We start from the raw sequence: 15724 nt of genomic DNA on the forward strand, positions 1-15724 counted from the left end.
ACCGCACCGTTTGGCTGGTCCGGACTTCACCCAATCTTTTCTTTGTGCATCAGTGTAGCTGTACCGCGTGTAGTAACCTTACCCGTTTGTACGTCCCGGATTTCGCCCAGAATCTGAGCCGTGTGTTTGGACGAATCAATGGACTGCACGGTAAAGGTTGCCTCGTAATCTGTATCCACGAACATAGGCCGCAGGAACTCCAGGGTCTGACCCAGATAGACCGAACCATAGCCCGGAAACTCGGTACCCAGTACTTTGGTGAATACACTGGCTCCCAGCATACCATGAATGATGGGGCGCTTGAAAGGTGTCTGGGCGGCAAAGTCAGCATTGAGGTGCAACGGATTATTGTCTCCCGTAACACGGGCAAAATCGACTACATCTTCCTGCGAAAACCGGAAAGCGTAACGATGGGTAGCATTGAGTCCAAATTCCATGAAGGTAAATAATGAATGATGAATAGGCACACAAAGTTAATTCATTCCTGTAATCGTAACGGCGCATATCATTTATCATTCATCATTACCTTCGTAGCTGATTATGCTCAAAAACCTGTTTTCGCTTAATACGCCGACTGCGAAGCGCGTCTTTGGCCTGGATGTTATGCGGGCCATTGCTATTCTGATGGTAGTGGATTCGCACGCCACTGTTGCCCTGAGTAAATACTACAATGGCAGTTTTCTGCACTATCTGCTGCCCGATGGTGTCGAGTTGTTTTTCGTTTTAAGCGGCTTTCTGATTGGCGGTATTTTAATTCGCTCTTACGAGAAGCAGGGGAGTTTTAACAGGAAGTTGCTGCTAAACTTCTGGACCCGTCGCTGGTTTCGTACCCTGCCAAATTATTATCTGGTACTGACCGGACTGATTGTTTTTGCCCTACTTCGCGCCTGGCGCAGTGGCTTGCATCATACCCTGCCCAACAAGGGAACACTGCTTAGCTACTACTTTTTTGTACAAAATTTCACCCACTTCATTCCCGATTTCTTTCCCGAAACCTGGAGTTTGTCCATCGAAGAGTGGTCATACATCACCCTGCCCCTGGTGCTTTGGGGCATGCACAGCCTGCTGGCTGCTCATTGGCCCCGTCAGCGTATTGTACTGGCTTCTGTTCTGTTCATCATTATTGGTACTAATCTCTACCGGTTCATTACGGCCGTTCAGATTCCGCTTTCGGAAGGTGAATTAGGCTATCGGGGAATTGTGATAACCCGCCTTGACGCTATCTCATACGGCGTTCTGACGGCCTATGCCAGGCACTACTATCCGGCCCTCTGGAGTAATGAATCGCTGCGAAAACGATTGTTTATGGTTGGCCTTATTATGACTGTGCTGACGGCTTTTGCGGCTTCTATATTTGTGTTGCATATTTACTTCGATCTGGGTGTCTTTCCGACTTATACGTTTTTCAAGCGCACATTCTACTACCCGTTGATTGGTGTGAGTATGGCGCTGATTGTACCTTACATGGATGGCTGGCGGTCGGCTACCGGTTTATGGGGCCGTTTTGGCATCGCCCGGGCCATTACGCACATCAGCCTGATTTCCTATTCAATGTATTTACTGAATCTGACACCTATTATGTTGAACATAGTGGAAAGAATTCCGACCACTTCCTGGACGGTTGGTTGGCTAAAAGTAGCCTTGTTCTGGGGGCTGGTGCTGGTTTTGTCAACTCTTCTGTTCAAATTTTTCGAGAAACCCGTTACTGAGCTTCGCGAAAATTTGTCGGCCAAAGAACCTACTCAACTGGTTAGTGAACGTGTTACCGGAGTGCCGGAGCGATAGTGAAATGAGCAGGGTTAACCCGTCCTGCCAACTTGAAGGTATGGTTGAATCATGAAAGGAAGTGAGTTGGATATCTGCCTGAGCAGGGGATATTTTCGGTCCCGGCAAGATGTTTTTACCCGGCAGTACGTGTTTTTTGAGGGGACGTACTACCCTGCTTACTGGTTACGCGTCGATTTGGCCAATGTCAGATTCGGTCTTAAGCAATCCAGATTACTTCGGGTGAACGAAAAATTTTCGGTGGCTATAAAGCCTTTTGTTCTCACGCAGGAGGTAGAAATAGTGTACAGTACCTATCGCAATAGTCTGGACTTTAACTCCTTCGAATCCATAGAGGCCTGCCTGATGGGTGGAGCTGCGCAAACGCTTTTTGATACGTACATCATCGAAATAAGGGATGGCTATAAGCTGATTGCCGGGGGAATTTTCGATACCGGAGAGCGGAGTGTTGCGGGCATCCTGAACTTTTATGACCCGGATTATCGAAAGTTAAGCCTGGGCAAGTACCTGATGCTGTTGAAAATACAGTACGCCCAACTTCATCAAAAAGCGTATTACTATCCCGGCTACCTGGTGGGGGGCTATAGTAAATTCGATTATAAGCTGTTTCCCTGCGAAGCAGCTACGCAGGTGCTGGATAACAGCCGTAATCAGTGGCACCCTTTTTCGTGGGAAATCGTAACGTCTTTATTCCTCGACCGCCTGGCAAAGGATAGTCCGCTGGCGGTTAGATAATCAACTACGGGAATGAATATCCTACTCCTCAAAGTAACACTCATGCCCTCGGTCATTGCGCTGGTCACGCTGGCCATTCGGAAATGGGGGAACCGGGCAGGCGGGCTGATTGGGAGTATGCCGTGGATTGCCGGACCTATACTTTTGTTTTTTATTCTGGAACAGGGCAAAACATTTGGTATTCATTCCATTCAGGGTTCTATGACGGGTATCCTGGCGTTGATCAGTTTTTGCTTCAGCTACGCATCACTCTCCCGAAAACTGACCTGGTTACCTACCCTCCTGCTGTCATATGGCCTATATACCATTACGGCAGTAATCTTCAACTATTTACAGCTCAGTTTGTGGTTGAGTTACGGGGTGGTGCTGGGATGCGTTTTACTGGCTCTCCGGCTATTTCCCGTCCCAGGGAATACGGCAATCACACCCCGGCGTTTGCCCTTCGACATTCTAATTCGGATGCTGGTGGCCACGTTGTTCGTGCTGGTTATTACCGGACTGGCTACCGTTTTGGGGCCGAACTGGAGTGGTATCCTAACGCCGTTTCCCATCCTTACCTCAATTCTGGCCATTTTTACCCACACGCTTCAGGGCAGTGATGCCACCATTCTGACGCTACGGGGGCTTTTGATCGGGTTGTTTGGGTTCACCACCTTCTTGTTCCTGCAAGCCTTTTTACTCCCTGAATTTTCGGTAGCTATTTCGTTCGGGATTGCCTTTCTGGTAAACGCCGGTATAAATCTGATTGCCAATCGGGTGTGGTAAGTTTAAGTAACAGATAGTTGTATTTGTATCGCTCACGAACGCAAATGATCACGCCGAAGACTAGCAACGAAATCTTCGGTTACTGTATTAACCGGCTACGCTCGTATATGACATCCGGGTCGAAGTCTAACGGCGCAGGATGTTCACTCCCATCATAATCAATCATGGTCAGTAAGTCATCCCAATACAAGGTTCGGCCGTCTGTTTTTACCTGCGTAAATAATTTTTTATCAAGTAGTTTGTTTACAGGGCTATATGGCTTTGTGGTCGATTCAGCCAGCATGGGTTGTAAATCCACTTCGCGCACCTCACCTGTACTCCACAAGCAAATGACCTTATACGGCTTGACGGATATAATTTGTCGGATGCGTGGTAGCATTATTGAAGAGGTTTAATTTTCTTGAAACGGCCTGTTTCCTGTTGTAACAAATTGTAGTTTTCTATCAGTTCAGCACGGTGTAGTTGTACCCATGCCTGTACCAGCCGAGTTGGCTTCTTAGGCAAATTGCCAACAATTAATTCACCCGTCTCGATAGCGAACATAGCCTCTTCCCCACTATATTCTGCATGAAAGTGAGGGGGCATGTGATCTTTAGCATACATATAAATAATGATACCGAAGAAGCGGCTTATTTCGGGCATAATTGTGATTGACGTAAAAGTAGACAAAAAAAGCCCGGCTACTTCGCAGCAGCCGGGCTTCCCCATTTTATCAATTACATATTTTCAATCTCCGCGTCCAGGTTGGTGAAGGCTATCTCGCCTTCTGGGTTCAACTCCATCAGCACAACGGAGTCTTTCTTGACTTCGCCGGATAGGATGGACTTGGATAGTTCATTAAGCACCCGGCGTTGCAGCACCCGTTTCAGCGGGCGGGCACCAAACTGAGGGTCGAACCCTTCTTCACCAATCTTGTTCAGAGCCTCATCGGTAGCATCGAGTTGAATACCGTTTTCTGCCAGTCGCTGCCGGATACCCCGGAACTGGATGTCCACAATCTTTCGGATATTAGCCCTTGTTAGCGGCTCAAACATGACAATCTCGTCAATCCGGTTCAGAAATTCCGGGCGGATAGTTTGGCGCAACAACTCCATAACGGCCGCTTTGGCTTCTTCCAGTACCAGCGAGTGATTCCAGCCTTCATCCTCCGTAAACTTCTCCTGTATGAGGTGGCTGCCGATGTTCGAGGTCATGATAATGATCGTGTTCTTGAAGTTGGCCACGCGGCCTTTATTGTCCGTTAGGCGACCTTCATCGAGTACCTGCAACAGGATGTTCCAGACGTCGGGGTGTGCTTTTTCAATTTCGTCGAGTAACACCACCGAGTAAGGTTTGCGACGGACGGCTTCGGTCAACTGACCCCCTTCGTCGTAGCCCACATAGCCCGGAGGGGCACCAATCAGGCGGCTTACAGCGTGGCGTTCCTGATACTCGCTCATGTCAATGCGAACCATCGCATTTTCGTCGTTGAACAGGTATTCGGCCAGCGTACGGGCTACCTCCGTTTTACCTACCCCCGTCGTACCCAGGAAGATAAACGAACCAATGGGCCGTTTTGGGTCCTGCATCCCCGCCCGACTCCGGCGTACAGCATCGGCCACTACTTCAATGGCTTCGGCTTGTCCGGCCACGCGTTTACCCAGTTCTTTCTCCAGATTGAGGAGCTTTTCGCGGTCACTCTGGAGCATTTTCGATACCGGAATGCCCGTCCACTTGGCCACCACTTCGGCAATATCCTCGGCGGTTACTTCCTCAGGCATCATCTTGTCTGATGCGTTTCTATCGGTACCTTCCTGAGATAGGGAGTTGAGTTTGGTTTCAATTTCAGGAATCTTGCCGTAGCGTATCTCCGCTACTTTGCCATAATCCCCGGCGCGTTCGGCCTGTTCGGCTTCAAAGCGTAGCTGGTCGAGTTGTTCTTTCAGCGTCCGGCCTTCGTTGACCGATTCTTTCTCGGTTTCCCACTTAGCCTTCAGGTCGTTACGCTGTTCGCTGAGTTCCTCAATCTGTTTGTTCAGAATGCTTTCCTTCTCCCGGTTATTTTCCCGGCGAATGGCTTCCCGTTCAATTTCCAACTGCATAATGCGCCGGTTTAGCTCATCGAGTTCCTCGGGAACGGAGTCCATTTCCAAGCGGAGTTTAGCGGCTGCTTCGTCCATTAGGTCAATGGCTTTGTCGGGCAAGAAACGGTCGGTGATGTACCGGGTCGATAGTTCAACGGCGGCAATCACCGCATCGTCTTTTATCCGAACGCCGTGGTGGAGTTCGTATTTCTCCTTGATACCACGTAGAATCGAAATGGCATCGGCCATGTCCGGTTCATCCACGATAACGGCCTGAAAACGACGTTCGAGGGCTTTGTCTTTTTCAATATATTTCTGGTACTCTTTCAGCGTAGTGGCACCAATCGTGTGCAACTCACCGCGCGAAAGAGCTGGTTTCAGCAGGTTGGCGGCATCCATCGCACCTTCACCACCGGCACCAGCGCCCACCAGCGTATGAATCTCGTCGATGAACAGGATTATCTGCCCGTCAGAATCGGTCACTTCCTTAATGACTGCTTTCAAACGCTCTTCAAACTCCCCTTTGTATTTGGCACCCGCAATGAGCAGGCCCATATCTAGGGATACGATGGTTTTGGTCTTCAGGTTTTCGGGTACATCGCCCGATACAATCCGCTGGGCCAGCCCTTCCACAATGGCCGTTTTACCCACGCCCGGTTCGCCGAGCAGGATGGGGTTGTTTTTAGTACGGCGGCTCAGGATTTGCAGTACCCGCCTAATTTCTTCATCGCGGCCAATAACCGGGTCAATTTTGCCGGTTCGGGCGCGTTCGTTCAGGTTAATGCTGAACCGCTCCAACGATTGATATTTTGCTTCTGCGTTCTGGTCTTTCACCGAATTTCCTTTTCTAAGTTCATTGATGGCCGCTTTCGTCTGTTTTTCGTTGAAACCGGCATCGCGTAATAGCGTTGCAATCTGGTCTTTACCGCCCATTAGGCCCAGCAACATCAGTTCGACACTCACAAATTCGTCGCCGAATTCTTTGGTATAACTGCTTGCCTTGGCTAAGGCTGCGGCTGTATCATTGCTCAGATACACGCCGTTATTCCCCCCCGAAACCTTGGGGTAGGTGGTCAAGATGGCCTGCAGAGCACCGCTGGTGTTTTGTAAATTAACTCCCAGCTTTTTGGCAACAAAGCCAACAACGTTCTCATCTTCCGACAGGATGGCCTGGAGCAGGTGGCCGGTTTCGATGGCCTGCTGCCCGTTGCCGAGGGCGATTTCTGACGCCTTCTGCACAACCTCCTGCGCTTTTACCGTGTAATTCTTGAAGTCCATGATGGCGTAGGTTTTGGTTTTTTGTTAGTCTTCTATTTACTAACAAACCAAGTGCCGGGGTGGTTTTACGGACATTTTGGCTTATTTTCCCTCTATAAAGTTGCCAGAATCGGAATTTATGTCACATACAGACAAAGAAGCAATTATGACGGCTACGCTGATGACAGCAACTCTCACAACTCCCTAAGGCTATTATGCTGTGGACTAAAACAGGAAAACCGCCTGTTAAGCGGTTCGATAAATTTAGACGCGTTTTTTGTCATTCCGACGACAGCGGAGTAGTCCGTGCTGCTGTCGTCGGAATGACAAAAAATAAAATGGAAAGCTCAATTACTGGTTTTCATAAGCCGTCTTATATGGTGACAACGATTCTTTTTTCAGCTATTCAATCGGGTAAAGCCGCCGTCGAGCGGGTAGTCGCAACCGGTGATGAATCCGGCTTCGTCGGAGCAGAGGTATAGAGCCAGCGCACCCACTTCTTCCGGTTCGGCCATACGCCCAATAGGTTGCGTTTTTGAGAGTTTCTCAAACATTTCGGCTTCCTGACCGGGGTAGGTTTTCGCCAGATACCCATCCACAAAAGGTGTATGCACCCGTGCGGGCGAAATGCAGTTGCAGCGGATGTTGTCTTTCAAATAGTCTTTCGCCACTGATAAGGTCATGGTCATCACGGCCCCTTTGCTCATTGAATAGGCGAAGCGGTCGGCAATGCCAAGCGTGGCCGCTATGGAGGCCATGTTAAGCAATACACCCCCGCCGTTGGCCTTCAGGTGTGGAATGGTGGCGTGCAGGCAGTTGTAAACGCCTTTGATGTTGATGCGGTAAATCCGGTCGAAATCGGCTTCGGTCGTTGTTTCTGCCGTGCCGATGTGCGACACGCCCGCATTGTTAACCAGAATATGAATCGGCCCCTGACCGGCAATCTGATTAATCACCTCGATAACCTGCGGCTGATTCGATACGTCGAGCGCGTAACTCGTAGCCTGCCCCCCCGACTCCCGAATCTGGTTAGCGGCTGCTTCGGCCTGCTCCTGATTCAAGTCGAGGATATGAACGGATGCGCCTGCCTGAGCGAACGTTTTGGCAATAGCCAGGCCAATACCACTGGCTCCCCCCGTAACAAGGGCGGTTTTGTTGTTGAGTGAAAACATAAAGTGAAAGAGTGAAAGAGTGAAAGAGTGAAAGAGTGGAAACGTTCCTTTAGTTTACTCACTCATTCGTTCTTTCACTCTTTCGCCATTTTTAAAGTGAAACGCCCCGTTTCCAGGGGATGAAATCGTCCTGCCCCAGCCGTTCGGCCTGGGTTATTGTCTCGCCGGAGGCTAATCGGATGATGTATTCCAGTAAAGCATCTGCGTTTTGGGGTATACTCTGTTCCCCGTCGATGATGGGGCCGCTATCGAAATCAATAACATCGGGCATCCGGTTCTTCAGAATCGTGTTCGTCGACACTTTCACTACTGGACAAATTGGGTTGCCGGTGGGTGTGCCTAGCCCCGTTGTGAACAAAATAACGTTGGTACCCGAACCGGCCATGCCCGTAGTAGCTTCCACATCGTTTCCGGGGGTACATAACAAATTCAAGCCGGGTGCAGTAGCGGGTTCAGCGTAGTCCAGCACGTCGGCCACCGGGGCGTTACCGCCCTTCTTTGCGGCCCCCGCCGATTTTATGGCATCCGTAATCAATCCGTCTTTTATGTTTCCCGGCGAGGGATTCATGTCGAAGCCCGACCCGGCGGCTTCGGCCTGAGCCGAGTAAGTACGCATCAGTGTGATAAACTTCTGCGCTTTGTCTGTATCGTTGGTACGGTTGATGAGTTCCTGCTCCACGCCGTTGAGTTCCGGAAATTCGGCCAGGATGGTTTTGCCGCCCAAGGCTACCAGTGTGTCCGACAAATGTCCCAGAACGGGATTGGCCGAGATGCCCGAAAAACCGTCGGAGCCACCACATTTCAGTCCTACGGTGAGGGCGCTGAGGGGGGCAGGCTTTCGTTCTATTTTATTGATTTCGGTGAGTCCGAGAAAGGTCTCTTTGGTCGCCTGCGCCATGAGGGCGTATTCCGTACCGGCCTGCTGCTCGAACAACAACAACGGTTTGTCGAACTTCGGGTTTTGCCGTTTTATTTCGGCGGCAATCATGTCCGTCTGCAAATGCTGGCAACCCAGGCTCAGCACCGTAGCACCGGCCACGTTCGGGTTGTTGATGAATCCCGCCAGTAGGGAGCACAGATAGCCCGAATCCTGCCGGGTGCCGCCACAACCCATTTCGTGAGTCAGAAACTTGATGCCATCCACGTTTTTGAACGGGCGTTTGACCGTTTGCTGATGTTGCTGCGTTGGGTCAACAAAAGGTTGCATCTTCTTGACGACATCCATTTCGCCCGCTTTGTAGAGACTCAGCAGTTGGTGTACCTGTTGGCGGTAGGTTTCGGGTTGGGCATAGCCCAGCTCCCGTTCAAAGGCATCCTTCAGAATGAGCACGTTCCGGTTTTCGCAAAAAACCAGCGGCACCACGAGCCAGTAATTACGCGTACCTACATGGCCATCGGCCCGGTGATAGCCCATAAACGTGCGGCTTTCCCAATCCGAAACGGTAGGTGGCTGCCAGGAATAGGCTTGCTTTTTATCGAGGCCGTAGGGGTCGGCATCGTGCTTAAGGTTAAAAGTCGTGATAGGCTCTCCTCTTTTGATAGGACGGGTTGCTTTTCCAACCAGTACCCCGTACATGGTAATAGGATCGCCGGGCTGCCGGTCTTCGGTCACAAATTTATGCTTGGCCTCAACGGCGTAGGGTAGTTCGTACGAGTCGTCCTCAAAATCAATATGTTCGCCCGCCGACAGGTTACGGAGTGCTACGATAACATTATCGCCGGGGTGAACTTTCAAAACGCGGGCAGTCATTGGACAGGTTGTTTTTTTTAGTATAGAGTCGCATCAGGTCGAAATATACCACTATCGGCAAAAACTTTATCGGCCTCTGTTGCGAATGTGAACACCATTGGCAAGTTTTAGGGTTCAATTCATGTCTATTTCCGATGCCCCCAAGCCAGCCTGTCTCCCAATCCAGTTTACTGTCCGGCCGACTGATGTCGATGGATGCCTACCGGGGCTTTGTAATGGTGCTGATGGCAGCCGAGATACTGAAATTCTATACGTTGCAGGAAGCTTATCCTGACAGCGGCTTCTGGGCGTTTCTTACGCATCACCAAAGCCACGTAGCGTGGGCGGGGTGCTCGCTGCACGACCTAATTCAACCGTCGTTTTCGTTTTTGGTCGGGGTGGCTTTGCCGTACTCCGTCGCCAGCCGTGTAACGCAGGGGCAATCGTTCGGTGTGCAACTGGGACACGCCATCCGGCGGTCGCTGATTTTGATTTTGCTCGGTATTTTCCTGCGCTCGACCCACACCAGTCAAACAAATTTTACGTTTGAGGACACCCTCACCCAAATTGGCCTGGGCTATACCTTCCTATTCCTACTCGGTACCGCCAAAAACCGAACCGTCTGGATTGCACTGGGTGCCATTTTAGTTGGTTACTGGCTGGCGTTTGTGCTGTATCCGGTAATCGACGGCTTTGATTACAGTGCCGTAGGCGTTACCGCTGATTGGCCCGAGCACTATACGGGCTTGATGGCGCATTTTAACAAAAACAGTAATTTGGCCTGGGCGTTCGATACCTGGTTTCTGAACCTGTTTCCGCGCAACAACTTCTTTTTGTTCAATGGCGGAGGATATGCCACGCTTAGTTTTATTCCAACCCTTGGCACCATGCTGCTGGGGTTGCAGGCGGGGCGGTGGCTACGCTCCGGGATGGCCAACCGGGACGTTCTGAACTACTTTCTGCTGGCGGGTGCCATTGGTTTGGCCAGTGGTGTGCTGCTTCACGTAACCGGTATTTGCCCTATTGTGAAGCGAATCTGGACACCGGCCTGGGTATTGTTTAGTGGTGGCTGGTGTTTCTGGCTGCTGGCTTTTTTCTATAGTATTATTGACATGGCCGGGTATCGAAAATGGGCCTTTCCGTTAGTCGTTGTAGGTATGAATTCCATTGCCATTTATTGCCTGGTGCATCTGATTGACCAGTTCATTATCACCTCCTTTTATACCCATCTGGGGCATGGACCGTTTCTATGGTTGGGTACCCCGTTCGAACCATTACTTATTGGGCTGGCTACGCTGGCTGTTTTCTACCTGATTCTCTGGTGGATGTACCGTCGAAAACTATTTATACGAATCTAATTGTCTATGATTACTGCCAACATTCTAAATCTGTTCGACCAGACAATTTTTTACGGCACTATAACCGTCACTGGCGGCCGTATTGACCAGATTCACCGCCTTGGTCCCGAACGGGTGGGGGAGCCTTATGCACTGCCGGGTTTTGTGGATGCCCATGTACATGTTGAAAGCTCGTTGCTCACGCCCCCGCAGTTTGCCCGGCTGGCAGTCGTTCATGGTACCGTAGCTACGGTGTCCGACCCGCACGAGATTGGTAACGTGCTGGGTGTGGCCGGGGTTCAGTACATGCTCGACGAAGCCCGGCGGGTTCCCTTCAAGTTTATGTTTGGTGCCCCGTCCTGCGTGCCTGCCACTCCGTTCGAAATGGCGGGGGCCACCATTGGGGTACAGGATATCAGGCAACTGCTGGCTCAGAAAGAGATTGGCTATCTGGCCGAAATGATGAACTTTCCGGGGGTATTGCATCAGGATTCCGACGTGATGGCCAAAATAGCGCTGGCGCAGGCGTTTAATAAACCCATCGATGGCCATGCACCCGGCCTGACCGGCGATGACGCCCAACATTACATGGATGCCGGTATCAGTACAGACCACGAATGTTTTACCTACGAAGAAGGACTGGACAAGGCACAGCGGGGGATGAACATTCTGATTCGGGAGGGGAGCGCGGCTCGTAATTTTGACGCACTCATCCCGTTGCTGGCTCAGTTTCCGGAACAAATCATGTTCTGTTCGGATGATAAGCACCCGGACACGCTGGCCGAAGGGCACATCAATCAACTGGTGGTCCGGGCACTGGAAAAGGGTAACTCCCTCTGGCATGTGCTTCGGGCAGCCTGTCTGAACCCGGTGTTGCATTATCGGTTGCCGGTTGGCCTGCTCCGCGAAGGGGACCCGGCCGATTATATTATTGTGAACAATCTACAGGATTTTCGGGTGCAGCAAACGGTCATCAATGGCGAAGTTGTGGCCGAGGACGGGCAATCCGGAATTTCCGATTTGCGGAGTGAGCATGTCAATAAATTTGACTGTTCGCTGAAGGAGCCTGCCGATTTTAGCGTGTATACGGCAGAAGGACCGACTACCAATTCTGCCGGGTTGATTCGGGTTATCGGAGCCCTCGATGGGCAGTTGATTACCAATGAACTGCATCTGGCACCGAAACGGGTGGGAAATGAACTGGTGGCAGATGTTGACCAGGACGTACTAAAGCTAGTAGTGGTCAACCGGTATCAGGATACGCCCCCGGCAGTGGCTTTTATTAAAAATTTCGGCCTGAAACACGGAGCAATTGCGTCGTCGGTCGGGCACGATTCACACAACATTACGGCCGTTGGCTGCGATGATGAGAGCATCTGTCGGGCGGTCAATCTGATTATCGACGCTGGAGGGGGACTATCGGCCGTGACCGGAGGGGAATCTGAACAGGATGAAAAAGAGGTAATGAGCCGACGCGCGTTTTTGCATCTAGCTACTACACCGGAAACATATCTGGTCGCGTTACCCGTGGCGGGGCTGATGACAGACCGGGATGGCTATGCCGTGGCGGATGATTATCGGCGACTCGACAACTTTGTGAAGCAGGAGCTAGGTAGTACGCTGGCTGCTCCCTTTATGACGTTGTCATTTATGGCACTTCTTGTCATTCCGAATCTAAAACTTAGCGATAAGGGTCTGTTTAATGGATTAAGCTTCTCTTTTGTGTCGTTGGAAACAGAAAATGGGTAACTAGAAAAAAAAATAATACCTGCCGCTTTTAATTCTATTTTTTATCGGTAAGTTTACAGACTCTAAGGCTATTCCTAACCTTTTATCTCTCTAACATGGCTCGCACTCGTAATCAAACCGGCCCCGACGACGAAACTCTCTGGAATTTGTTTCGTGGTGGCGATGAAAACGCGTTTGCCCGATTGTATCAAAATTATGTTCAAAGTCTCTACCACTATTGCGTCCATTTTGCTACCGACCGTGCGTTGATTAAAGATTGCATTCACGACCTGTTCGTGGAACTCTGGAAACATCGCACCACCATTGGCCCAACCACATCAGTGCGGTTTTATCTGATGGCTTCCATCAAACGGAAACTGGTTCGGCATCTTACCGCTGAACAGAAACTGGTTAGCCAGGATGAAATAGTAAACGGACGGCGTATTGGTGATACGTTACCCGGTGCCGACCCCTCCCACGAAAATCTGCTGATTTCGTACGAAGAAGATTCATTCATGAATGATTGCCTGCATCAGGCACTCGAAAAACTTCCCCGTCGTCAGCGCGAAGCCGTACACCTGCGGTATTTCCAGAACATGAGTAATGAAGAAATTTCCACGCTGATGCAGATTAACATTCAATCGGTGTATAACCTTATTTTTGGGGCGATGAGTAACCTGAAGCGTTACGTGACGCTTGAGAACGTTTCGCTCTGATACTGACTATTCCTAAACGATAAAAACCCGGTAGCTGCAAGTCAGTTACCGGGTTTTTTTACGCCCATTTTGTGGTCTTGGTAGCCCAGACCATCATCAGACCGTCATTCGTTGTGCTTGTAGAACGACTATGTACTGACAATTAATGACCACCAATAACCAGCAATAACTAATTTCGCTGGATGAATACGGACACAACACCTTTACCGGAACGGGTGCGCCCCCGCACCCTCGATGACGTAATCGGCCAGCGAAAACTAATTGGCCCATCAGGAGCGTTACGCCGGGCGGTAGATGCCGGGCGGTTACCGTCCATGATTTTGTGGGGACCGCCGGGTGTAGGCAAAACGACACTGGCCCTCCTGCTGGCCGAGGCTGTCAAACGGCCCTTCGTAGCGCTGAGTGCCATCAATTCAGGCGTCAAGGAAATTAGGGATGTACTGAGTCGCCCATCGGGAATGTTTCCGCCCGTGGTATTCATTGATGAAATTCATCGATTCAACAAAAGCCAGCAGGATGCCTTGCTGGGCGCAGTAGAGAGGGGGCAGATTACGCTGATTGGTGCTACAACCGAAAATCCTTCCTTCGAAGTAAACAGCGCGCTGCTGTCCCGTAGTCAGGTCTATATTCTCGAATCGCTCGACCGCGATGAGTTGATTCAACTCGTGGACCGGGCTATTGCGCAGGATACATTTTTGCAGGCGAAAAATATTACGGTGCAGTCCTACGATGCCCTCCTCCGACTGTCGGGTGGGGACGGACGTAAACTGCTCAATCTGCTGGAACTGGTTGCATCGGCCCATGTATCGGCCGACCCGTTGGTCATCACTGATGAAGGTGTCACCACGATAGCACAGCAGAATATTGCCCGATACGATAAATCGGGTGAGCAGCACTACGACATTATTTCTGCCTTTATTAAATCCCTGCGTGGCTCCGATCCCAACGCGGCTTTGTACTGGATGGCCCGGATGATGGTAGCGGGCGAAGACCCAATTTTTATTGCCCGCCGGATGCTTATCATGGCTTCGGAAGATATTGGTAACGCGAACCCAACGGCCATGATTATGGCCTCGGAAGCGGTGCAGGCTATCCGCGCCATTGGCATGCCCGAAGGCCGCATTATCCTGTCGCAGGTGGCCGTGTATCTGGCCACTTCGCCCAAGAGCAACGCAAGTTATGTGGCCATCAACGCGGCAATGGCCCTGGCCGAACAAACGGCTCACCTGCCCGTGCCGTTGCACCTGCGGAATGCACCTACTAAACTGATGAAGCAGATTGGCTACGGAGCCGACTACCAGTACGCGCATGCCCACGAAGGTAATTTTGCCCAGCAAAACTTCCTGCCCGACGACCTCAAAGGCCACAAGTTATATGAACCCGGATATAACGCCCGCGAGGCTGAAATTCGGCGTAGTTTGCAGAAGTGGTGGGGCGATTGGTACAGCTATTGATAATAGATTGCTAACCGTTTATTATGATTTAAGGAGCCTGGCTTACCGAATCTCTCTTTAAAAAGGTTAATTAATCCGTTACCTCATTTCTCGGAATCACTACCAGTCGCTTTACTGAACCAGTCGGTTAAACCAGGAATTGCAAGAAAATCGTAAATAAAATCAACGGATGAAAATAACAACAGTAACGGTCGCGCTGCTAATAGGGGTAGCTTCCGTAAGTGCACTGGCACAGGCAGGTGGCAACGCAGCAGGTACATCCGGTAGGCAATCCACATCAACAGCCCAGGGTGTTCCTACCTCAAGACCGGGTAGTCAATCGGCTACATCAGGTCAGAAGGGTGGATCTGAGATGGGTAGCGGTTCCACTCGTTCACAGTCAGGCTCTGGCAGCGCCGGTAGCCAGTCGAGGGGTAACAGGATTGACAGTAAGGCGGGGGGCAAACGTGTCAATCAGCAGGCTGCCGGGGTGCCGAATTATAAAGGATATACCGGCCGTACTGTCAGTAAACCAAGCAAAAAACAGTAACTTCCTCTCAGCCGATACCAACAGGAAGTTAGAAACGCTATGTTTTAAGCATTATAAACAGCTTATAAAAAAATACAGCAACAAGTACCGGATATACTAAGCAGCTTGTTGGCTGAAGAGGGCGCTGATGCGTCCATAACTGGGATGTTAAACCAAATTCGTTCCCTAAAGTATAATTGCCAATGAACTGAAGTGCCGGTCGTTATCAATATCCGTAATGTCGAGCGTACTCATTTCCAGGCGGGGTTTGAGCGTATTGTCATACGTACCGCCTTCGGCCGCAGCTTAATTCTTTAGAACGTGTTTGGGAATTGAAGAGGATTGAGAATCGTGTCAACTTTGTATCGACCAAAATGCAAAGTAATGACCAAACAGTGGGAGCCACTGACCGACCCTCAATGGGCCGCAATTTCGCCTTTTTTTAATCTCAAACGCAAACGAAAAGTTGACCTTC

General features: G+C 50.5%; 14 protein-coding genes and 1 pseudogene. 9 read left to right on the forward strand and 6 right to left on the reverse strand.

Features of this window, described 5'->3' with window-relative positions; genetic code table 11:
- Positions 1–26: 26 nt before the first annotated feature.
- Positions 27–437 (reverse strand): MaoC family dehydratase, encoded by a 411-nt coding sequence (locus B156_RS0127810; RefSeq protein WP_018623088.1) that lies wholly within the window; start codon positions 435–437, stop codon positions 27–29.
- A gap of 103 nt (positions 438–540) precedes the next feature.
- Between B156_RS0127810 and B156_RS0127815 the strand changes: the two genes are divergently transcribed.
- From B156_RS0127815 to B156_RS0127825, 3 genes are read left to right on the forward strand one after another with little or no spacing between them, the layout of a single operon-like run.
- The gene (locus tag B156_RS0127815; protein ID WP_018623089.1) at positions 541–1785 is read left to right on the forward strand and encodes an acyltransferase family protein; all 1245 of its coding nucleotides are present in this window, start codon (positions 541–543) and stop codon (positions 1783–1785) included.
- Between the two features lie 51 nt (positions 1786–1836).
- Positions 1837–2520: a hypothetical protein gene (locus tag B156_RS0127820; RefSeq protein WP_018623090.1), complete on the forward strand. Its 684-nt coding sequence runs from the start codon at positions 1837–1839 to the stop codon at positions 2518–2520.
- Between the two features lie 12 nt (positions 2521–2532).
- Positions 2533–3285, forward strand: coding sequence for a hypothetical protein (locus B156_RS0127825; protein WP_018623091.1), 753 nt, complete (start codon positions 2533–2535; stop codon positions 3283–3285).
- 79 nt (positions 3286–3364) lie between these two features.
- Here the strand turns inward: B156_RS0127825 and B156_RS0127830 are convergent, their stop codons facing one another.
- The 5 genes from B156_RS0127830 to B156_RS0127850 all read right to left on the reverse strand — a co-directional run bounded on the left by B156_RS0127830 (position 3365) and on the right by B156_RS0127850 (position 9527).
- Positions 3365–3664, reverse strand: a complete 300-nt coding sequence (locus B156_RS0127830; RefSeq protein WP_018623092.1) for a DUF2442 domain-containing protein — start codon at positions 3662–3664, stop codon at positions 3365–3367.
- The gene (locus B156_RS0127835; protein ID WP_018623093.1) at positions 3664–3927 is read right to left on the reverse strand and encodes a DUF4160 domain-containing protein; all 264 of its coding nucleotides are present in this window, start codon (positions 3925–3927) and stop codon (positions 3664–3666) included. The genes B156_RS0127830 and B156_RS0127835 overlap by 1 nt, the downstream gene beginning before the upstream one ends.
- Positions 3928–4001: 74 nt before the next feature.
- On the reverse strand, positions 4002–6626 hold the full coding sequence (gene clpB / locus B156_RS0127840; protein ID WP_018623094.1) for an ATP-dependent chaperone ClpB: 2625 nt from the start codon (positions 6624–6626) through the stop codon (positions 4002–4004).
- Between the two features lie 377 nt (positions 6627–7003).
- A complete protein-coding gene (locus B156_RS0127845; RefSeq protein WP_018623095.1) occupies positions 7004–7777 on the reverse strand; it encodes an SDR family NAD(P)-dependent oxidoreductase in 774 nt (257 codons plus the stop codon).
- Positions 7778–7868: 91 nt separating this feature from the next.
- Complete coding sequence (locus B156_RS0127850) at positions 7869–9527, reverse strand: UxaA family hydrolase (RefSeq protein ID WP_018623096.1); 1659 nt, start codon at positions 9525–9527, stop codon at positions 7869–7871.
- Positions 9528–9718: 191 nt separating this feature from the next.
- On the opposite strand from B156_RS0127850, the gene B156_RS0127855 reads away from it, so the two are divergent.
- From B156_RS0127855 to B156_RS32710, 6 genes and pseudogenes are all read left to right on the forward strand, one after another.
- Positions 9719–10864: an acyltransferase family protein gene (locus tag B156_RS0127855; RefSeq protein ID WP_018623097.1), complete on the forward strand. Its 1146-nt coding sequence runs from the start codon at positions 9719–9721 to the stop codon at positions 10862–10864.
- Between the two features lie 6 nt (positions 10865–10870).
- Positions 10871–12592: an adenine deaminase gene (gene ade, locus B156_RS0127860; RefSeq protein WP_018623098.1), complete on the forward strand. Its 1722-nt coding sequence runs from the start codon at positions 10871–10873 to the stop codon at positions 12590–12592.
- A 95-nt stretch (positions 12593–12687) separates the two neighbouring features.
- Positions 12688–13287 (forward strand): RNA polymerase sigma factor, encoded by a 600-nt coding sequence (locus B156_RS0127865; RefSeq protein WP_018623099.1) that lies wholly within the window; start codon positions 12688–12690, stop codon positions 13285–13287.
- Positions 13288–13469: 182 nt separating this feature from the next.
- Positions 13470–14741 carry a replication-associated recombination protein A gene (locus B156_RS0127870; protein WP_018623100.1) on the forward strand — a complete coding sequence of 424 codons (1272 nt, stop codon included), beginning with the start codon at positions 13470–13472 and terminating at the stop codon, positions 14739–14741.
- Positions 14742–14910: 169 nt separating this feature from the next.
- Positions 14911–15270, forward strand: a complete 360-nt coding sequence (locus tag B156_RS31675; RefSeq protein ID WP_157627212.1) for a hypothetical protein — start codon at positions 14911–14913, stop codon at positions 15268–15270.
- Positions 15271–15633: 363 nt separating this feature from the next.
- Positions 15634–15724: pseudogene (locus B156_RS32710) on the forward strand (IS5 family transposase); the annotation flags it as partial.

Origin of the sequence: Spirosoma luteum DSM 19990 (assembly GCF_000374065.1) — a bacterium.
Classification (GTDB): domain Bacteria; phylum Bacteroidota; class Bacteroidia; order Cytophagales; family Spirosomataceae; genus Spirosoma; species Spirosoma luteum.